Source organism: Stenotrophomonas sp. CASM110 (assembly GCF_049384345.1).
Lineage (GTDB): Bacteria > Pseudomonadota > Gammaproteobacteria > Xanthomonadales > Xanthomonadaceae > Stenotrophomonas > Stenotrophomonas muris.
The window spans coordinates 112,085-130,622 of the sequence record NZ_JBMRGI010000002.1 but is presented as its reverse complement, the minus strand read 5'-3'; the positions used below and the strand labels follow the sequence as shown (position 1 = coordinate 130,622).

At 67.5% G+C, this 18,538-nt stretch carries 17 protein-coding genes; 7 read left to right on the top strand and 10 right to left on the bottom strand.

The window, feature by feature from the left end; translation table 11 throughout:
* Nucleotides 1-45: 45 nt before the first annotated feature.
* Genes VG561_RS01970 through VG561_RS01960 form a run of 3 tightly spaced genes read right to left on the bottom strand, consistent with a single transcriptional unit; the run spans nucleotide 46 to nucleotide 2,214 of the window.
* Nucleotides 46-435, bottom strand: a complete 390-nt coding sequence (locus tag VG561_RS01970) for an MAPEG family protein (RefSeq protein ID WP_046429692.1) — start codon at nucleotides 433-435, stop codon at nucleotides 46-48.
* An 11-nt stretch (nucleotides 436-446) separates the two neighbouring features.
* The gene (locus VG561_RS01965; protein WP_069117380.1) at nucleotides 447-992 is read right to left on the bottom strand and encodes a DUF4019 domain-containing protein; all 546 of its coding nucleotides are present in this window, start codon (nucleotides 990-992) and stop codon (nucleotides 447-449) included.
* 58 nt (nucleotides 993-1,050) lie between these two features.
* Complete coding sequence (locus VG561_RS01960; RefSeq protein WP_423179329.1) at nucleotides 1,051-2,214, bottom strand: hypothetical protein; 1,164 nt, start codon at nucleotides 2,212-2,214, stop codon at nucleotides 1,051-1,053.
* Nucleotides 2,215-2,685: 471 nt separating this feature from the next.
* Here VG561_RS01960 and VG561_RS01955 point away from each other — a divergent pair, with 471 nt between their 5' ends.
* From VG561_RS01955 to VG561_RS01945, 3 genes are all read left to right on the top strand, one after another.
* Nucleotides 2,686-4,164: a DNA-3-methyladenine glycosylase 2 family protein gene (locus VG561_RS01955; RefSeq protein WP_423179328.1), complete on the top strand. Its 1,479-nt coding sequence runs from the start codon at nucleotides 2,686-2,688 to the stop codon at nucleotides 4,162-4,164.
* Nucleotides 4,161-4,652: a methylated-DNA--[protein]-cysteine S-methyltransferase gene (locus VG561_RS01950; RefSeq protein WP_005408696.1), complete on the top strand. Its 492-nt coding sequence runs from the start codon at nucleotides 4,161-4,163 to the stop codon at nucleotides 4,650-4,652. The genes VG561_RS01955 and VG561_RS01950 overlap by 4 nt, the downstream gene beginning before the upstream one ends.
* 104 nt (nucleotides 4,653-4,756) lie before the next feature.
* Nucleotides 4,757-6,007 (top strand): ectonucleotide pyrophosphatase/phosphodiesterase, encoded by a 1,251-nt coding sequence (locus VG561_RS01945; RefSeq protein WP_423179327.1) that lies wholly within the window; start codon nucleotides 4,757-4,759, stop codon nucleotides 6,005-6,007.
* Between the two features lie 130 nt (nucleotides 6,008-6,137).
* On the opposite strand, the gene VG561_RS01940 is transcribed toward VG561_RS01945, so the two are convergent.
* A complete protein-coding gene (locus VG561_RS01940; RefSeq protein ID WP_004150462.1) occupies nucleotides 6,138-6,317 on the bottom strand; it encodes a 30S ribosomal protein THX in 180 nt (59 codons plus the stop codon).
* A 110-nt stretch (nucleotides 6,318-6,427) separates the two neighbouring features.
* A complete protein-coding gene (locus VG561_RS01935) occupies nucleotides 6,428-6,841 on the bottom strand; it encodes a MerC domain-containing protein (RefSeq protein WP_008264835.1) in 414 nt (137 codons plus the stop codon).
* Between the two features lie 136 nt (nucleotides 6,842-6,977).
* Between VG561_RS01935 and VG561_RS01930 the strand changes: the two genes are divergently transcribed.
* The 4 genes from VG561_RS01930 to VG561_RS01915 all read left to right on the top strand — a co-directional run bounded on the left by VG561_RS01930 (nucleotide 6,978) and on the right by VG561_RS01915 (nucleotide 12,790).
* Nucleotides 6,978-9,188, top strand: a complete 2,211-nt coding sequence (locus VG561_RS01930) for a TonB-dependent receptor (protein WP_423179326.1) — start codon at nucleotides 6,978-6,980, stop codon at nucleotides 9,186-9,188.
* 199 nt (nucleotides 9,189-9,387) lie between these two features.
* Nucleotides 9,388-9,954, top strand: coding sequence for a TetR/AcrR family transcriptional regulator (locus VG561_RS01925; protein WP_014646454.1), 567 nt, complete (start codon nucleotides 9,388-9,390; stop codon nucleotides 9,952-9,954).
* Nucleotides 9,954-11,627 carry an MFS transporter gene (locus tag VG561_RS01920; protein ID WP_032956775.1) on the top strand — a complete coding sequence of 558 codons (1,674 nt, stop codon included), beginning with the start codon at nucleotides 9,954-9,956 and terminating at the stop codon, nucleotides 11,625-11,627. Before VG561_RS01925 ends, VG561_RS01920 begins: the two co-directional genes overlap by 1 nt.
* Before the next feature lie 8 nt (nucleotides 11,628-11,635).
* Complete coding sequence (locus VG561_RS01915; RefSeq protein WP_049420618.1) at nucleotides 11,636-12,790, top strand: HlyD family secretion protein; 1,155 nt, start codon at nucleotides 11,636-11,638, stop codon at nucleotides 12,788-12,790.
* A gap of 111 nt (nucleotides 12,791-12,901) precedes the next feature.
* Here the strand turns inward: VG561_RS01915 and VG561_RS01910 are convergent, their stop codons facing one another.
* From VG561_RS01910 to creD, 5 genes are all read right to left on the bottom strand, one after another.
* Complete coding sequence (locus VG561_RS01910; RefSeq protein WP_004150412.1) at nucleotides 12,902-13,393, bottom strand: Fur family transcriptional regulator; 492 nt, start codon at nucleotides 13,391-13,393, stop codon at nucleotides 12,902-12,904.
* A gap of 34 nt (nucleotides 13,394-13,427) precedes the next feature.
* Entirely contained in the window at nucleotides 13,428-14,831 is a 1,404-nt protein-coding gene (gene gltX, locus VG561_RS01905; protein WP_197557007.1) for a glutamate--tRNA ligase, read from the bottom strand.
* 154 nt (nucleotides 14,832-14,985) lie between these two features.
* The gene (locus VG561_RS01900; protein WP_423179325.1) at nucleotides 14,986-16,578 is read right to left on the bottom strand and encodes a M20/M25/M40 family metallo-hydrolase; all 1,593 of its coding nucleotides are present in this window, start codon (nucleotides 16,576-16,578) and stop codon (nucleotides 14,986-14,988) included.
* A gap of 155 nt (nucleotides 16,579-16,733) precedes the next feature.
* Entirely contained in the window at nucleotides 16,734-17,144 is a 411-nt protein-coding gene (locus VG561_RS01895) for a hypothetical protein (protein WP_014646449.1), read from the bottom strand.
* 10 nt (nucleotides 17,145-17,154) lie between these two features.
* On the bottom strand, nucleotides 17,155-18,474 hold the full coding sequence (creD, locus tag VG561_RS01890; RefSeq protein ID WP_423179324.1) for a cell envelope integrity protein CreD: 1,320 nt from the start codon (nucleotides 18,472-18,474) through the stop codon (nucleotides 17,155-17,157).
* Nucleotides 18,475-18,538: the final 64 nt, after the last annotated feature.

The following is an 18,538-nucleotide window of genomic DNA, read 5'->3' as shown; positions in this document are numbered from 1 at the left end:
CATAGCGCCGCGCGCCTGAGCGGCCTTGATCTGGATCAGGCCGACTTACAGAAGTGCGAACACCAGCGCCAGGATCGATAGCAGCGACACCAGCCACACCAGGCTGCGCACGTAGGGCACGCCTGCGGCGTACAGGGGCAGATAGACCACACGCGCCCAGAAGTAGGCCTGCGCCGCCAGTGCAGTGGTGTCGTTGCCGCGACCGGCCACGACCACTGCGATGGCGGCGGCGGCGAAGAACGGAAACGTCTCCAGGAAATTGGCCTGCGCACGCTGCAGGCGCCCGGCCAGCGGGCTGAGCGGCTTTGCATCGCCATCGCGTGCCGAAGCATTCCACTTCATCCCGCGCTCGCGGGTGACCACCGTGGAGGTGGCGAAGATGTACACGAAGCCCAGCAGTACCGACCAGGCCAGCATCGTCAGTTCAGTTGCCATCATTCACCTCCTCAGGGTGCCGACGCGCGCAGGCTGTAACCGGCCAGGCGCCACACCTGGTCCTCGTCGAAACGGAACGAGACCAGCTCGCGCACCGGCTGTGCGCTGTTGGCGAAACGGGTCGGGAAGCTGACGTTGATGTACAGCCCTTCCGGCACTGCTGCACCGGCGCTGTACTTGACCCGGGTGATGGTCGGCTGGCCACGCCCGGCCAGCGCACCCAGGCGCGTGCGCTCGGCGGCCAACTGGCTGACGAAAGCGGCCTTCGGCACCGCACGACGCGCGACGGCCGAAGCGCCATCCCACAATTCGCCGGCGCGGTTGGCGTCGACCAGCTGCGCTGCCTTCACTGCGGCGGCGCCCATTTCCGCGTCCTGTTTCTGCACCTGCGCCTGTTGAGCAGCGGTCAACGCAGGGGAACCGGCGGTAGCGGGCTTCGCAGCTGCCGGCGAGGCTGGTGCCGGGCGTGCCGGGGCCGGCGCAGGCGTGGCCGGCGCAGGGGCCTGCGCCAACACGGTCAGGGGCAGCAGGGACAGCAGCAGGAACGCGCGCTTCATGGACACCGCCGGTTTTCTGGAGAGAACCGCAGTCTACGCCAGCGCGGTGACTACGCCGTCAGCGTGCCGGAGCGTTGCCCTCCACCGCTGCCGCATCAGCTTGCGCGGCGGGCGCGGCGGTGTTCGCTGGCGGCTGCTCGGCCACCGGCGGCGGCTCCGACGGTGCCGGTGGCAGCGTCGCCACATCGATCTCCGACAGCGGGCTTTCGTCCGGGCATACCGCATCCGGGAAACCGAAGCGCTGCTTCAGGGCCTGGCCGCAGCTGTTGATCGATTCCATGTCGGCGCCGTCGCGCTTGCACTGCTGGTCGAAGGCGATCAGGAACGCGTCCTTGCGCTGCACGAAGTCATCGCCGCAGGCGCGCATCTGCTTGATCCGTTCCAGATCGTCCTGCACCGCGTTGGTGCCATCCAGGCCGTACTGGCGCAGCTCATCCGGCGTCAGCAGGCGCAGGCTGCGATTGGGCACGGTCATCATCAGATCGGCCACGCCCACCGCCACGCCATTGCGCTGCAGGTAATCCTTCACGTTGTCGTAGACTTCGTGCAGCTCGCGGTTGAGCTCGGCGCGCGAGGTGGCCTTGGAGCTGATCCGCATCATGCGGTGGATGCCGACCTTGCCCGACAGCAGGCGGTTGTCACCGGCAGCCAGCACGAACACGCAGGCGCTGTGGCAGATGGAGCCTTCGCGCACCCAGATGGTCCAGCCCGATTCACCGATGCTGTCACCGGCCACGATCGCCGACTCCACCTGGCCACCACTGGAGTCCAGGTCGAGGATGCGCTTGTGGATCTTCAGTTCGTCAGCGACCACCGCCAACCGCCACATCATTTCGGCGAAGCCCGGATTGATCTTGCCGGCGTAACGCACGCGCATCAGCCCACGCTCGGCACACGGCGCCAGGGCCTGGGTGATCTGCTCGCGCCGCAGCCCTTCCAGTTCGGCACCGTCGCCGGCATCGCCCGCATATTCCGTGCTGCAACTGACCCACGCACGCCCATTTTCCAGCTGCGCCTGCGGCCACGGCCGACCCGCCTGGCTGCGCGGTGGTGCCGGTGCCGGTGGCGCGTCGGCGGCATTGATCGAAACCATGTTCTCGCCATCACTGGCCGGCGCCCGCGCTGCCTTGTCGGCAGCGGTCACGTTGCCCGGATTCTCCAGCTGACTGCAGCCCGCCAGGGCCAGGCACAACAGGGGCAACCAGCGGAATTTGGCGGACATCGGGCAACCGGGATTCATGGGACCAAGAGCCACAGTCTACCCGTCCAGGCCGCGCATTCAGCGCGTGGCACTGAACCCCTTCTGACCCTTGGGAAAGCGTGTCGACCAAGGTCGGCACCTACCAACGGCCTCAGGAACCTGTCGAAGGCGTGGTGGGTCCGGTGGCAGGGGTGCGAGCGGCATGGATGCCGCGACCAAGTCCCAAGGGGTGAGGGCGCTTTGCTTGCGAAGCACTGCTTCGCAAGCGCCCGAACGCACAGCCGCCAGCGGCTGGGCCGGTCTGGGGGTTCACGGCGTCCCCTGCCACCGGACCCACCACGCCCATCCCACAGGAATCCCGCTTCTGCTGTTGCTGTTGCCGGCCAGCGGCCGGCACTACCGCGGGTCCGGGCGCAGCCCGGCGTGACCCCCTTCAGCATCCATGTCCGAATGTGGCGAGTATCCCCGCCCGCACCCGCCTAGACTGCCGCCATGGACACCGCCCTCGCCCTCGACACCGCCGCCTGCGACCGCGCCCGCCTGGCCCGCGACGCACGTTTCGACGGCGTGTTCTTCACCGCCGTGCGCAGCACCGGCATCTATTGCCGCCCGGTCTGCCCCGCACCGCCCCCGAAGCCGCGCAACATCACCTACTTCCCGACGGCCGCGGCCGCCGCGGCCGCCGGCTATCGCCCGTGCCTGCGCTGCCGCCCGGAGCTGGCACCACAGGCCCAGCAGGCACTGGCCGGGCAGACCGTACAGCGCGCCCTGGCCCTGATCCACGGGGGCTTCCTGCAGGAGCAGCCGGTGGCCGATCTTGCTACGAAGCTCGGCCTCAGCGCGCGCCAGCTGCAGCGCCTGTTCGTCGAACGCCTGGGCGCGACGCCCGGGCAGATCCACGCCACCCATCGCCTGCTGCTGGCCAAGCAACTGCTGACCGAGACCACGCTGGCGGTGACCGACGTCGCACTGGCCGCCGGATACAACAGCCTGCGCCGCTTCAATACCGCATTCCTGCAGGGCTGCGGCATGGCCCCCACCGCACTGCGCCGCCAGCATCAACCGCTGGCCGCCGACGATGGCGGCCTGGTGCTGCGCCTGGGCTACCGTCCGCCGCTGGACTTCCCGCGCATGCTGGCGTTCCTGCGCAAGCGCAGCCTGCCCGGCATCGAAATGATTGGCGAGGACAGCTATCAGCGCGTGCTGGGCACGCCGGAGCGCCCCACCCTGCTGCGCGTCACTGCCGACCCGAAGCGCCCGGAGCTGCGCCTGCAGCTGGGTGCGGTGGATCCGCGCCTGATCCCGGACATCGTGCGCCGCGTGCGTCGCGTGTTTGATCTGGATGCCGACCTGCAGCAGGTGCACGCCGCATTGGGTGAGGAACCCTTGCTGGCGCGCGGCATCGCCGAGCGCCCGGGGCTGCGCGTGCCCGGCGGCTGGGATGGCTTCGAAGTGGGCGTGCGCGCCGTGCTCGGCCAGCAGGTTACTGTTGCCGCCGCCACCACCTTCGCGCGGCGGCTGGTCGATGCCTATGGCGCGCACCTGCCGGGCATGTCGTCCGACTTTGATCGCCAGTTCCCGGCACCCGAGGTATTGGCCGAGGCGCCTCTGGAATCAATCGGCCTGCCGCGCAGCCGCGCCGCGACCGTGCGTGCACTGGCCACCGCCTGCGCCAGCGGCCAGCTCGACTTCGGGCCCGGCCAGGCGCTGGAAGAGTTTGTTGCCCGCTGCGTGGCACTGCCCGGCATCGGCCCATGGACCGCGCAGTACATCGCTTTGCGTGGCCTCGGCCAACCCGATGCCTTCCCGGCCGGCGATCTTGTACTGCAGCAGGTCCTCGGCCACGCGCAGGGCCAGCGCCTGAGCGAACGCGCAACCGAAGCGCGCTCGCAACCGTGGCGTCCCTGGCGCGCCTACGCCGTGCTGCACCTGTGGCACCTGTCCGGCACATTCGTTGGAGAACCGACATGACACTGTTGTTCGATCGTTTCGACAGCCCGATCGGCGTGTTGACCATCGCCGGCGACGAGCGTGGCCTGTCACACGTGCTGTTCCCGGAGAACCGCCACCCCGCGCGCGGGCGTGATGACTGGCATTACGCACCGGATGCCTTGCCGGAAGCACGCGAGCAGCTGCTGCAGTTCCTGCACGGCGAGCGCAACAGCTTCGACCTTGTGCTGGCGCCGCGTGGTACGCCGTTCCAGCTGCGCGTGTGGCAGGCGCTGGCGCTGATTCCGTTCGGCCAGACCTGGAGCTACCTGCAACTGGCGCAACACCTGGGACAGCCCAGCGCGACCCGCGCGGTGGGCGCGGCCAACGGGCGCAACCCGTTGCCGATCATCCTGCCCTGCCACCGCGTGATCGGCAGCAACGGTGCACTGACCGGTTTCGGCGGTGGCCTGGAAACCAAGGCCGCGCTGCTGCGGCTGGAACAACGCCAGGCCCCGCTGTTCGCCTGAACATCGGGGTCAGATCCCTTTTCCCGTGGAAAAGGGATCTGACCCCGGGCGATCCTGGCGCGCCGTGTCTTGGGCCGGTAATTGCACCGGCTTATCATGCACGGATGACTTCCGTACGCCTGACCTGTTCGCTGGCGCTGCTGCTGCCATTGGCTGCCTGCACCACTGCGCCTGCCCCTACCGCCGCCGTTCCCACGTCCGTCGCATCGGCCGCACCGCCGAAGCTGCTGCTGATCTCCATCGACGGCCTGCGCGCCGATGCGCTGGACCGCGGGCTGACCCCGAACCTGCAGCGGATGATCGACGGCGGCGTGCGCGCCCGCTGGATGACACCGTCCTATCCTTCCCTGACGTTTCCCAACCACTACACCATCGTCACCGGCCTGCGCCCGGACCACCATGGCATCGTCAACAACAGCATGGACGATGAAGCGCTGGGCCGTTTCGAGCTGAGCAACCGCGAGGCCGTCACCACCAGTGCCTGGTGGGGCGGTGAACCGATCTGGGTCGGCGCCGAGAACGCCGGAGTGCGCACCGCCACGACGTCGTGGCCGGGCAGTGAATCGGAAATCCGTGGTGTGCGCCCCAGCCAGTGGCGCATCTACGACGGCAAGGAACCGCTGGAGCAGCGTGCCGGTATCGTGCTCGACTGGCTGGCACAGACCGACGCCGATGCCCCGCGACTGACCACGCTGTACATGGAGCACGTGGACAAGGCCGGGCACAACTACGGCCCCGGGTCGAAGCAGTACGCCGACGCCATCGCACGCGCCGACCTGATCGTCGGCCAGGTGCTCGACGGCCTGCAGCAGCGCGGCCTGGTCGCCACCACCAATGTGATCGTGGTGTCCGACCACGGCATGGCCGGCGTCGCCGACGGCCACGTGATCGCCACCGAATCGATGGCCGACCCGTCCATCGCGCGCAACGTCAGCCAGGGCCAGTCGGTGGGCTTCGCGCCAGTGGCCGGTCGTGAGGCTGAGGCCGAACGCGCCCTGCTCGGCCGCCATGCGCACTACGAGTGCTGGAAGAAGGAGAACCTGCCGGCGCGCTGGCACTACGGCACGCATCCGCGGGTTCCGGCCATCGTCTGTGCGATGGATGAAGGCTGGGATGCGCTGCACCGCGAGAAGATCGCCAAGCGCGCGAAGCAGGACCGTGGCTCGCACGGCTACGACAATGCCCTGCCGTCGATGCGTGCGGTGTTCGTGGCCAGCGGCCCGTCGTTCCGCCAGGGCCTGGTGATCGACGGCTTCGACAATGTCGACGTCTACCCGCTGCTGGCCCACCTGCTGCAGGTGCCGGCCGCGCCGAACGATGGCAATCCGGAAACGCTGAAGCAGACCCTGCGCTGAATTCCCTGTAGAGCGAGCCCATGCTCGGCTGCATTACGCCAGCCGAACATGGGCTCGGCCCTGCAGGAACACGCATAAAAAAACGCGGCGCCAGGCGCCGCGTTTTCCTTGGACCGGTCGGTCGGCCTGATCAGGCCTTGGCGACGGCCTTCTTCGCCACGGCCTTCTTCGCCGGAGCCTTGGCCACGGTCTTCTTGGCAACCGGGGCGGCGGCGCCTACGGCGACCTTGCTCGCGGTGTGCGAACGGGCGTTGCCGTAGCTGGCGTTGTAGCGCTTGCCCTTGGCGGTCTTGCGGTCACCCTTACCCATGTCTTCAACTCCTCAAGTGTGAAATCTGGTTACCCCGTACTGACACGGGTTCGGCGGGGCCGCCTTGCTGGGCGCCCCCGCGCACGATCGGAAATCCTATCACGGCGTGCCTAGTGCGCGCAGCTTGCGTCGTGCACGTGGCCGTGGTTGAGGCGCAGGTTGACCAGGTGGGCAACGCCCACCAGCAGGCCGCCGATGGTCATCACCACCGCATGCGGCACCGCATTGTGGTGCAGCGGGTCGTACAGCACGCCGGCCCACAGCGCGACCAGGCCGGGGATCAGGAAGCCGAGCGCACGCAGCGCACCGTGGCGGCGATAGCCCCAGACCAGGCTGAACAGCCCGAGCAGGGTCACGAACACCACCAGCGCCTGTTCCACGCCATCGCTCAGCCAGAACGACAGGCCCAGCGACGGCGCCGCCGCCAGCAGCACGGGGATCACCGCGCAATGCACTGCGCACAGCATCGAACCAGTGGCACCGAAACGGTCGAGCAGGTGGCGCAGGCGTGAGGACAGGGACATGACTTCCAGCAGGGTCGGCGAATCGTTATGGAATAATATAACATCCCTCTCCGAACCGCACGGTTTTCCCTCCCCCTGTCCCCTCGACGGGATTCGTGCGCCCTGCGATTGATACATTGTAACAAAGGACCTGCCCATGCCCGCCCACACCCCTCGGCTCAAGCCGCATTCCCTGGCCTTGGCCCTCGCCGCCCTGTTGCCGTCCGTCGCCTTTGCAGCCGGCCAGGACACCTCCCACCGTGACCGCCACCTGACCGAACTCTCCTCGGTACAGGTCACCGCGTCGCCGCTGCAGGGCGATGCCGAATCCCTGGCGCGCCCGGTGGACGTGCTGGCCGGTGAGCGCCTGGACGAGCAGAAGGCCGGCACCCTGGGCGATACCGTGGCCAAGCTGCCGGGCGTACAGAGCACCTTCTTCGGCCCCGGCGTCGGCCGCCCGATCATCCGCGGCCAGGAAGGCCCGCGCGTTGCCGTGCTGTCCAACGGCATGGGCAACATGGACGCCTCCACGGTCAGCGCCGACCATGCCACCAGCATCGAGCCGTTCCTGGCCGACCAGATCGAAGTGCTGAAGGGTCCGGCCACGCTGCTGTTCGGCAGCGGCGCCATCGGTGGTGCGGTCAATGTGGTGGATGGCCGCATCGCGCGCGAACTGCCGGAGCGCCCGCTCAGCGGTCGCGCCGAGCTGCGCGGCAACTCGGTGAACAATGAGCGCAGCGGCATGTTCCGCCTCGATGGTGTCAGCGGCAACGTCGTGCTGCACGTGGATGGCCTGGTGCGCAATGGCGACGATTACCGCATTCCCGGCTACGCGGTGATCGACAGCCTTGAAGACCACCATGACCACGATCACGACCATGATCACGATGCAGCCGAGGGCGAAGAACCGCGCCGCGGCCGCCTGGACAACAGTTCGATCCGCACCCGCGCCGGCGGCGTCGGCGCAACGTGGCTGGGCGACGGTGGTTACTTCGGTGTGTCGGCCAGCACCTATCGCACCAACTACGGCATTCCCAACGGCGCGCACGTGCATGCCGATGGTGATGACCATGGCCATGACCACGGTCACCACCACGGCGATGAAGAGGAAGGCGGCGACGAGCATGACGTGCGCATCGACATGGTGCAGAACCGCTTCGAGACCAAGGCCGGCATCTACAACCCGGTCTCGTTCCTGAAGAACATCAACGCACGCGTGGCTTACACCGACTACGAGCACGTGGAGCTGGAGGCCGGCACGCCGTCGACGCGCTTCACCAACCGTGGTATCGAAGCGCGCCTGGAAGCCGTGCAGCAGCAGATCGGCGGCTGGGACGGCGCGTTCGGCCTGCAGTTCGGCAACAGCGATTTCGGCGCCAAGGGCGAAGAGGCGTTCGTACCGGATACCGGCACCAGGAACATCGGCCTGTTCGTGCTGCAGGAAAAGCAGTTCGGCCCGTTCAAGCTGGAACTGGGTGGCCGCCACGACCAGGTCAAGCTGGACCCGACCGGTGACTACCGTCGCCGCACGTTCGGTGCCACCAACCTGTCTGCCGCCGGTATCTGGAAGCTCAACGATTCCGTTGACCTACGCATCGGCGTGGACAGCTCAGAGCGTGCACCCACCAACGAAGAGCTGTACGCCGCCGGCGCGCACATCGCCACCCGCTCGCTGGAGATCGGCGACGCCAACCTGAAAACCGAGCGCGGCCAGCGCGTCGAACTGGGCATCCATACCCACAGCGATCGCCTGGACTTCTCCGCGTCGGTCTACCAGACGAAGTTCAAGGACTTCATCTACCTCGCCGACACCGGTGTTACCGAAGGCCTGCCGGTCCGCGCCTGGACCCAGCAGGACGCGGTGTTCCGCGGCGCCGAGGCCGAAGCGCTGGTGCACCTGTTCGAGGGTGGCGCCGGTGACTGGGATCTGCGCCTGTTCGGTGACTATGTGAAGGCCAAGCTGGATGGCAGCGGCAGCCGCAACCTCGACATTGCCGTGCCGCACGGCGACCACAACCACAACTACAGCGTGGAGCTGGCCAACACCGGCTACCTGCCGCGTATCGCCCCGGCCCGCGTGGGTGCCGACCTGCGCTGGTCGAAGGACGGCTGGCGCGCCTCGGTCGGTGCGGTGCGTTACAGCCGCCAGAAGGACGTTGCCCAGAACGAAGCCCCGAGCGACGGCTACACGCTGGTCGACGCGCACCTGGCCTACCGCTGGGATCGCAACGCGGGCAACAGCTACGAGGTGTTCCTGGATGGCAGCAACCTGACCAACCGCGAAGTGCGCCCGCATACCTCGCTGCTGCGCGACTACTCGCCGCTGCCAGGCCGTGGTGTCGCATTCGGGATCCGCGCGTTCTTCTGATCGCGCACGGCGGGGTCGGATCCCTTTCCGAAGGAAAGGGCTCTGGCCCCACCCCATTCCACGGGGGCCTTCGGGCCCCCGTTTTCATTCCGTCCCACGCCATCACACATCCGTCACAAAGGTGTGCGTACGACAACAACCGGACAATCCCGTCACTCAAAGTCTCGCCAATCGGACACTTTTGTCCGAAAATGATTCCATGACCGCTCAACGTGCCGATGCTGCTGCCCGCCGTGCCCTCATCCTCGACGCCGCCGATCATGTCTTCGGCCAACATGGCGTCACCGCCCCGCTGGATCTGGTGGTCGAACGCGCCCAGGTGGGCCGCGCCACCCTGTACCGCAACTTCCCCGACCGCACCGCGCTGATCCAGGCGCTGCTGCAGCGCACGGTCGACCGCATCCGGCGCCAGGTCGAACAGCTCGGTGACCGCGATGACGCCCTGTTCGAGGTGTTCGAGGGCATGGCCCAGCGCATCATCGATTCGCCGGCACTGGCCGATTACTGGCGTGCGGTTGATTCGGACGTGCCGTCCATGCGCGCCGCGCGCGAGACCGTGCGCGACCTGCTGGAGGAACCGATCGCGCGCGCCAAGGCCGCCGGGCTGTGCCGTGACGACCTGGAAAAGACGGATATTTCACTGATCTCGGGCATGCTGGGTGCGGCCCTGCGCGGCAAGACCCGCGACGAGCGCGCCCAGTTGGCCGGGCGTGCCCTGCAGCTGCTGCGTGGGGGTCTCCAGGGAGCTGCCAGCGAGGCCCGTTGATGGTCCAGCCGTATCTGAAGCCGGTTCCGGATTGGGAGGAGCATGAGAAGCCGACCATGCCCGGCTCGGCGTCGATGCCCTGGCACCCGCCGTACCGGCGCGCGGCCTATGCGCTGGTATCGTTGCTGGTGGCGATCACCGGCGGCCTCGGCAATGCGCTGGTCACCGCCAACCTGCCGTTCCTGCAGGGCCAGCTGGCGCTCACTCCGACCCAGGGCAGCTGGCTGGTGGCCGCGTATGCGATGGTGAATGTCACCGCCAACCTGCTGGCCTTCAAGTTCCGCCAGCAGTACGGCATCCGCCTGTTCGCCGAGATCGGCCTGGGCCTGTATGCGGCGCTGGCGGTGCTGCACCTGTTCGTCGGCAGCTTCGAGACCACGATGCTGACCCGAGCCGCCAGCGGCTTCGCGGGTGCGGCCTGTTCGACGCTGGGCACGCTGTACATGCTGCAGGCGCTGCCGCGCCGATTCACCGGCAATCTGCTGGTGGTCGGTGTCGGCCTGTCGCAGCTGGCGGTGCCGATCGCCTGGATCGTTTCACCAGGCCTGGTCGATACCGGCCAATGGCACCAGCTGTACTCCTTCGAAGCCGGCCTGGCCCTGTGCGCGTTCGCGGCAGTGGTGGTGCTGAAGCTGCCGCCGGGCATCCAGGTAAAGGCGTTCGAGCCATTGGACTTCCTCACTTTCGCCCTGCTCGCGCCGGCGGTCGCGCTGCTGGTGATCGTACTGGCGCAGGGCTACACGCGCTGGTGGCTCAACACCCCATGGCTGGGCTGGGCGCTGGTCGCCTCGATCGTGCTGTCCACCACCGCCTTCATCATCGAACACTACCGGCGCAATCCGCTGCTGCAGATCCGCTGGCTGTCGAAGCTGCCGGTGCTGCACTTCATCGTCGGCGCGTTCCTGATCCGCTTCCTGACCACCGAGCAGTCCTACGGCGTGGTCAACCTGATGCGCACGCTGGGCATGGGGCCTGACCAGATGCGGCCGTTGTTCGTAGTGATCCTGGCCGGGGTGATCGTCGGCATCGCCGGCGCCTCGCTCACCTTCGGACCGAAGCGGCTGATCGCGCAGCTGCTGATGGCGATCCTGCTGCTGGGCGCCGCCGCGTTCTTCGACCAGCACCGCACCAGCCTGGACCGGCCGCACGACTTCTACGCCAGCCAGTTCCTGGCCTCGGTCGGTGCCGGCATGTTCATGGGCCCGCTGATCATGCTCGGCATCTCCGCCGCGTTGAAACAGGGCGTCGACCACATGATCACCTTCCTGGTGACGCTGTCGATCACGCAGACCCTGGGTGGCCTGGCAGGTTCGGCGGTGCTGGGGACCTTCCAGCTGCATCGCGAGCAGCTGTATTCCAGCGCGCTGACCAGCCAGCTCGATCCGGCCGATCCGGTGGTCGCGCAACGGCTGCGCATCCAGCAGCAGCTGTACGCTGCGCAAATCACCGACCCGGTGCTGCGCAGTGCGCAGGGCAGCGCGCAGCTGGCGCAGACCACGCGCCGCGAAGCCAACGTGCGTGGCTTCAATGACGTGTTCACGCTGAGCGGCTGGCTGGCGATCGGCTTCCTGTGCTGGTTGCTGCTGCTGTCGCTGCGCACCGCCGTGCTCAAGCAATGGCGCAAGCGCCACCCCGCCCTTTCCACCGCGTCCACGCCGGCCGCGTCCCGTTGAGTCCTCCCATGCCTCCCGTCCCGCCCCGCCCCGACGACACCGACAACGTCACCCCACCGCCGCCGACCGACGCGGCGCCCGCGGCCACGCCGGTAGAACCTGCGGTCGCGCCGAAGTACCTCAAGCCCAGCGCCCGCAGCGTGGTGGTGATGGTGGTAGTGGCCTTGCTGGGCATTGCGCTGATCCTGCGCGCCTGGCACCTGTGGCCGTTCACCAGCAGCGTGATGGTGACCGACAACGCCTATGTACGCGGCCAGATCACGGTGATGGCGCCGCAGGTGAACGGCTATGTGACCGAAGTGCTGGTGAAGGATTTCCAGCATGTGAAGCAGGGCGAGCCGCTGCTGCGCATCGATGACCGCATCTATGCGCAGCGCGTGGCCCAGGCGCAGGCGACGCTGGACAGCGCGCGCGCGGCGCTGGCCAACTCGGACCAGTCACAGGCGCAGAACCGCGCACAGATTGCCTCCGCCCGCGCCACGCTGTCGGCTGGCCAGGCCGAACTGCAGCGTTCGCGCAATGAATTGAAACGCTACGAGGAACTGGCGGCGCAGCAGCTGGTGTCCATCAACGACCGCGACAAGTTCCGCACCACCCAGGCGTCGGCACAGGCCAGCGTGCAACAGTCGCAGGCGCAGATCCGCATCGCCGAGGAAACGCTGGTGTCGACCCAGGTCGCGCGCAAGAGCCTGGAAGCGCAGGTGGAAAGCGCGCAGGCGCAGCTGGAACTGGCCCGCATCGACCTGGCCAACACGGTGATCCACGCACCACGCGACGGCCAGATCAGCGAAGCCAGCGTACGCGTGGGCCAGTACGTCGCTGCCGGTTCGCAGCTGCTGTTCCTGGTACCTGACACGCTGTGGGTGGTGGCCAACTACAAGGAAGGCCAGACCTGGGGCATGGCGATCGGCCAACCGGCGACGTTCTCGGTGGACGCGTTCCAGGGCCAGGTGCTGCGGGGCCGCGTGCAGGAGATCGCCCCAGCCACCGGGTCGGAATTCAGCGTGCTGCGCCCGGACAATGCCAGCGGCAACTTCACCAAGGTGGTGCAGCGGCTGCCGGTGCGGATATCGATCAACAGGGATCAGAAGCTGGCAAAGCAGCTGCGGCCCGGCATGTCGGTGATCGTGCGGGTGGATACCCGGTCCAAGCCGATGGACTAGGACGCAGGCCCTGCCGCACCGGTATGAAACGGGGTCAGATCCCTTTGCCAGTGGCAAAGGGATCTGACCCCGTTTCCAAAATGCCGGCCAGCGGCCGGCACTACCGTTGCGTTAGCCGGCGCAGCGCGCGCAGAGGCCGTGCACTTCCAGCGTCTGCGCCTGTGGCTGGAAGCCCAGTTCCTTGGCGCGCTTCTCCAGCTGGGTGACGATCTCGCGGTCCTCCAGCTCCACTGCGCTGTGGCAGCTGTTGCAGATCAGGAACGGCACCGAATGCGCGGCACTGCTGGGATGGTGGCAGGCCACGAAGGCATTGACCGATTCCAGCTTGTGCACGAACCCGTTGGCCATCAGGAAGTCCAGCGCGCGGTACACGGTGGGCGGGGCATCGGCGCCCACGCCCTTGCCGTTGCGCACCCATTCCAGCAGCTCGTAGGCCTTGACCGGCTTGCCGGCCTCGGCGATCAGCTTCAGCACGTTGGCGCGGATCGGGGTCAGGCGCAGCCCGCGTTCGCGCGAGACACGCTCGACCACCGCCACGAAATCCGATGCGTCGTGGACGTGGTGGTGCGGGGCGGTACAGGCAGTGGCGGTCTTGGCGGGCATGCGTGTTCTCCGGTTCGGGCCTGGCAAGGATGCCTCAGGCCGTTGCTACCTTGGTGATGGCCGCATCAATGCGTTTCAAGGCCTGCTCGCGGCCGGCCAGGTACACGGTATGGGAGATGTCAGGACTGACCTGGGTGCCGGTGATGGCCACGCGCAGCGGCTGGGCGACCTTGCCCATGCCGATCTCCAGCGCTGCGGCCGCGTCGTGCAGGGCGACGCCCACCGACTCGGCGGTCCACTCCGGCAACGCTGCCAGCAGCTCGCGGGCCTTGCCCAGCGCTACCTCGGCACCGGCCTTGAGGTGCTTGGCCACCGCCGCTTCGTCGTACGCGGTCAGCGGCTGGTACCAGACCACGGCCTTCTCGGCCATTTCCTTCAGGGTCTGCACGCGTTCACGCAGGGCGATCACCACATCCTCCGGGGCCGGGCCGGCGGCCACGTCCAGGCCCAGCTTCTGCAGCTGGTAGACCAGGTGCGGCACGATGGCGGCCACGTCCTCGGTCTTCAGGAAGTGCTGGTTGACCCAACCCAGCTTGGCCATGTCCAGGCGCGAGGCCTTGGAATTGCAGTCCTTCACGTCGAACAGGTCGATCAGTTCCTGGCGGCTGAACAGCTCCTGGTCACCGTGCGACCAGCCCAGGCGGGCCAGGTAGCTCAGCAGCGCGTCGGGCAGGTAGCCGGCGTCCTTGTACTGCATCACGTCGGCCGCACCGGTGCGCTTGGACAGCTTGGCGCCCTGCTCGTCCAGGATCATCGGCATGTGGCCGAACTTCGGCACCGGCGCACCAATGCCCTCGTACAGGTTGATCTGGCGCGGGGTGTTGTTGATGTGGTCGTCGCCGCGGATGACCTCGGTGATGCCCATGTCCCAGTCGTCCACCACCACCGCGAAGTTGTAGGTGGGGTAGCCGTCCGGGCGGAAGATGACCATGTCATCCAGCTCGCTGTTGGCGATCTCGATGCGGCCCTTGATCAGGTCGTCGAACACCACCGTACCTTCCAGCGGGTTCTTGAAGCGGATGACGCGGTTCGGGTCGTCCTTGTACGGCAGGCCCAGTTCGCGTGCAGCGCCGTTGTAACGCGGCTTTTCCTGCCTGGCCATGGCGGCCTCGCGCATCGCGTCCAGCTCTTCGCGGGTTTCGTAGGCGTAGTAGGCCTTGCCGTCGGCGATCAGCTGCTCTGCCACTTCCCGGTAGCGGGCGACGCGGTCGGTCTGATAGATCGGGCCTTCGTCGTAGTCCAGGCCCAGCCACTCCATCGCCTCCAGGATGGCGTCGATCGCACCCTGGGTGCTGCGTTCACGGTCGGTGTCCTCGATGCGCAGCACGAACTCGCCGCCACGGTGGCGGGCCTCCAGCCAGCAATACAGCGCGGTGCGGGCACCACCGATGTGCAGGTAGCCGGTGGGACTGGGGGCGAAGCGGGTGCGGCAGGTCATGGACGGCTCGAGGAACGGGAATCCCCCGATTTTACCAGCCCGCCGCCCCCGACGGAAAAAGGGGACGGAGGGGATTAAGTCGCGATTGCCCAGCCCGTGGGCACTGCAACCGGGAAACGGAGGGGAGATGCGACTTAATCCCCTCCGTCCCCTTTTACGGTTCCACCTTGCGCGGGAACGGCTGCTCGCGCATCGCGGCGTTGTAGGCGAACGAGGCGACGATGGCTGCGGCCTGCTTCAGGTCTTCCGGTTCGGCGTGGTCCCAGGTGTCCAGGTGGCTGTGGTGGACATTGGTGAAGTAGTCCAGCCGGTCCTGGATGAACTGGAAGCCCGGCAGGCCGATGCGGTCGAAGCTGATGTGGTCGGTGCTGCCGGTGTTGCGGGTCGCCACGGTGGTGGCGCCGACGTCATGGAACGGCGCCAGCCAGGCTTCGAAGATCGGCATCGCCGCCAGGTTTTCCTGGGCGTAGATGCCCCGGAAGCGGCCGGAGCCGTTGTCCATGTTGAAGTAGACCTGGAACTTGCTGTAATCGCGGGTCTTCTGCAGTGCACCGGTCGGCTCGCGCAGCGACGCCGGCAGCGCCTTCTGCGCCGGGTCGGTGGGCTCCGGGAACCGGCCGAAATGCTTGGCCACATAGGCCTGCGAGCCGATCAGGCCCTGCTCCTCGCCGCTCCACAGCGCCACGCGGATGGTGCGCTTGGGCCTGGCGCCGGTGGCCTTGAGGATGCGCATGGCCTCCATCATCACCGCCACGCCTGCGGCGTTGTCGGCCGCGCCGGTGCCGCTGTGCCAGGAATCCAGGTGCGCGCCGATCATCACCACTTCATCAGGCCTGCTGCTGCCGCGGATCTCGGCCAGCGTGTTGTAGCCGGGCTGGTCGGCGTCATCGGTGAAGCGCGCGGCCACATCCACGCGCAGGCGCATGGTCTGCCCGGCCTTCAGCGCGCGCACCAGCGGGTTGAAGTGCTCGCTGATCATCGCCAGCTCGGGGATGCCGACCGGCTCGCCGGCCTTGCGCGAACCACCACCTGCAACGCGGATGATGCCGTTGTCCCAGCTGCTGATGCTGATCGAGGCCAGCGCCCCTTCTTCGACGAAGAACGCATTAACCTTGGTCGCCAGCTGCTGGCGTTCCTGGTACTCCTTGACCCGCTTGGCGCGCTCGGCGGTGGCGTCCTGGTCCTTCGGCAGGGTGAACGCCTGCAGGCCTTCCAGCGAGGTCGCGTCATGCCGATGGGAATCCGGCTCGGTGCCGCGCTTGTACTCGCGCGCCTCGCCCAGCAGCAGGATCTTGCCGCGCAGCTTGCCGCGGTACTTTTCGATGTCTTCGGGCTTCTTGATCTCGACCTGCACCAGCTCGCCTTCAACCGGCCCCTTGGTGCCCGGCGTCCAGGCCTTGGGCAGTGCATGCAGCGGCTGCACACGGTCACCCAGCATTTCCACGCTGGCCGAGGTGAACTCCCAGCCACGGCCAAAGTCATCGAACGCTTCGTCGTGGACGTTGTCCAGCTTCCATTCGTTGAACTTGCCGCGGGTCCACGCGTTGGCGCGGCCCATCGCCGGGGAGTTGGTCAGCCGCGGGCCGATGCGTTCGGTGAGATAGCTGAAGGTGTCCATCACCTGCGAACGGTGGAAGGCCTCCTGGCGGATGCGGCTGACCATGTCCAGGTCCACTGATTCGCGCTGCTGCGCCGCTGCATTGCCACCCATTGCCAGCGCTACGGCCAGCACGCCCCACTTCAACACATCGCACCCCTGCCTTCCGGCCTGCTCATCAACCCATCGAGTCTAGCCAGCAGCGGCGCCGCGATACCGTCCCATCGGTCATGGGCGGCGCGGAAGCGTGCGAACCAGGGTTCGCCCCCACAGAAGAGTGGTTGGGTCGCATCTGCCAAACCACCTCACCCACTCCACCCCAGCCACAGCTGCGCCCGCTCCGGCAGCAGCAGCAACCAGTGCCGCCGGTCGATGCTGCTGCAGCCATACACCGCCGCATGCGCGGGCCAGTCATCGGGCAGGCCACCGATGCCGATTTCCGCAAGTGCTTCCGCCCCGGCCTTCCATGGCCGGTAGCGCGGCACCTTCCCCGCCAGCGCACCGCGTCCCTGCCGCGCGCCCTGCAACCAAGCCAGGCCCTTGCCCTGCAATCCCTCGCAGGTCACCGCGGCCAGCTGGAAGCGGACCAGGCCGGGGGCGATCCGTGCCCCCGGCAGGGCCGCCAGCACGCCATGTGCCTGCAGCAGTGCATCCACTTCCAGCAGGGCCGGAATGCCCTGCCGCGCCCGTTGCCGCAATCCCTGGCGCCAGCTCATGGCGTGCTCCTTACTTCAGGTCCGCGCCAAGCGCGTACCAGTCGACCCGGCGGGTCACCCACATCGCCAGCGCCAGGATCACGAACAGCAGCAGCGATCCCATCAGCAGTGCGTTGTTCTCCGACACCAGCAGGCCATACAGCGCGCCGTACAGCACGGTCAGCAGCGCAGCGAAGCCAAGGCCGCGCTTCCAGTGGCCCAGCACGTTGGCCAGGTACACCGCCTGCAGGCCGATGCAGGCCACGGCCGAGACCAGGTAGGCCTTCCAGAACGCGATGTGCTCGGACAGGCTGATCAGCAGCAGGAAGAAGATCGCCAGCGCCAGGCCGACCATCAGGTACTGCAGCGGATGGATGCGCAGCGACTTGATCAGTTCGAACAGGATGAAGCCGACGAAGGTCAGCACCACGAACAGCACGCCGTACTTCGAGGCACGGTCGGCCTGGGTGTAGGTATCGACCGGATCGACCAGCGACACCGTCACGGCCTGCGAATCGATCGTCCCCTCGCTGCGCAGCTGGCGCTGTGCATCGGAGGCCAGCGAGGACACCGCCCAGCGTGCTTCGAAGCCCTGTGCATCGACACGCCGTTCGTTGGGCAGGAAGGCGCCGCTGAACGACGGATGCGGCCAGCTCGACCGCAGCGCGATCCGGGTGTCATCGCCCACCGGCACCACCGACAGCATGCGGCTGCCATCCAGGCGCAGCTCCAGTTCAACGGTGCTGGCGGCCAGCGCGCCGCCCTGATCCGCGGCGAAACCGCTCACCGGCGCATGCAGGCCACGTCCGATTTCGCTGGCCACGCCTACACCGGGCAGCAACCGCAGCTGCTTGCCGTCCACCCGCAGGTTCGGCGTGCCCACCAGGCCGCGCACATCGGAAACCCCCAGCGCCACATAGGGCTGGCCATAGGTGCGGCCGTTCTTCACCGGATAGTCGTCTTCGGCGAAAGTCGCCTTCAACTGGCCATTCCAGCTGTACACCGGCACCTTGAACAGGCCGACCTCGCGCTGGCTCGGCAGCATCTCGCCCCCCACCTCCAGCGACGCCGGCATCTGCAGCAAGTGGCCCTCGGTCACCTGGATCTCGGTCTTCTTGACGCCCAGCGGGTCAACCAGTTCAACCTGCTTGCGTTCCACCCACGGCACCACCCGTACCGGGCCCACCAGCTGCTGCGTGCCGGCACGGCTGTCGGCCACCCGGGCAAAGGCCTCGTCGCGGTACTGGCTGCGCTCGGTGATGACCCCGCGGATCATCATCAGCGGCACCAGCAGCAACAGGATCAGCCCGCCGACAATGGCGAACCTCAGCAGCATCTTCAGGGATTTCATGGTCCATCCTCGTTGGAGAGGGCTGCAGGATGGACCGCTGCGGTGAGCAGGGTTTGTGGCGAAG

Bases quoted from the DNA above. Each gene is read 5' to 3' on its own strand.
- VG561_RS01970 (WP_046429692.1), bottom strand. From the start codon at position 435: ATGGCAACTGAACTGACGATGCTGGCCTGGTCGGTACTGCTGGGCTTC.
- VG561_RS01930 (WP_423179326.1), top strand. From the start codon at position 6,978: ATGCCCGCCCACACCCCTCGGCTCAAGCCGCATTCCCTGGCCTTGGCC.
- VG561_RS01945 (WP_423179327.1), top strand. From the start codon at position 4,757: ATGACTTCCGTACGCCTGACCTGTTCGCTGGCGCTGCTGCTGCCATTG.
- VG561_RS01965 (WP_069117380.1), bottom strand. From the start codon at position 992: ATGAAGCGCGCGTTCCTGCTGCTGTCCCTGCTGCCCCTGACCGTGTTG.
- VG561_RS01925 (WP_014646454.1), top strand. From the start codon at position 9,388: ATGACCGCTCAACGTGCCGATGCTGCTGCCCGCCGTGCCCTCATCCTC.
- VG561_RS01955 (WP_423179328.1), top strand. From the start codon at position 2,686: ATGGACACCGCCCTCGCCCTCGACACCGCCGCCTGCGACCGCGCCCGC.
- VG561_RS01940 (WP_004150462.1), bottom strand. From the start codon at position 6,317: ATGGGTAAGGGTGACCGCAAGACCGCCAAGGGCAAGCGCTACAACGCC.
- VG561_RS01950 (WP_005408696.1), top strand. From the start codon at position 4,161: ATGACACTGTTGTTCGATCGTTTCGACAGCCCGATCGGCGTGTTGACC.
- VG561_RS01895 (WP_014646449.1), bottom strand. From the start codon at position 17,144: ATGAGCTGGCGCCAGGGATTGCGGCAACGGGCGCGGCAGGGCATTCCG.
- creD (WP_423179324.1), bottom strand. From the start codon at position 18,474: ATGAAATCCCTGAAGATGCTGCTGAGGTTCGCCATTGTCGGCGGGCTG.
- VG561_RS01915 (WP_049420618.1), top strand. From the start codon at position 11,636: ATGCCTCCCGTCCCGCCCCGCCCCGACGACACCGACAACGTCACCCCA.
- VG561_RS01960 (WP_423179329.1), bottom strand. From the start codon at position 2,214: ATGTCCGCCAAATTCCGCTGGTTGCCCCTGTTGTGCCTGGCCCTGGCG.
- VG561_RS01935 (WP_008264835.1), bottom strand. From the start codon at position 6,841: ATGTCCCTGTCCTCACGCCTGCGCCACCTGCTCGACCGTTTCGGTGCC.
- gltX (WP_197557007.1), bottom strand. From the start codon at position 14,831: ATGACCTGCCGCACCCGCTTCGCCCCCAGTCCCACCGGCTACCTGCAC.
- VG561_RS01910 (WP_004150412.1), bottom strand. From the start codon at position 13,393: ATGCCCGCCAAGACCGCCACTGCCTGTACCGCCCCGCACCACCACGTC.
- VG561_RS01920 (WP_032956775.1), top strand. From the start codon at position 9,954: ATGGTCCAGCCGTATCTGAAGCCGGTTCCGGATTGGGAGGAGCATGAG.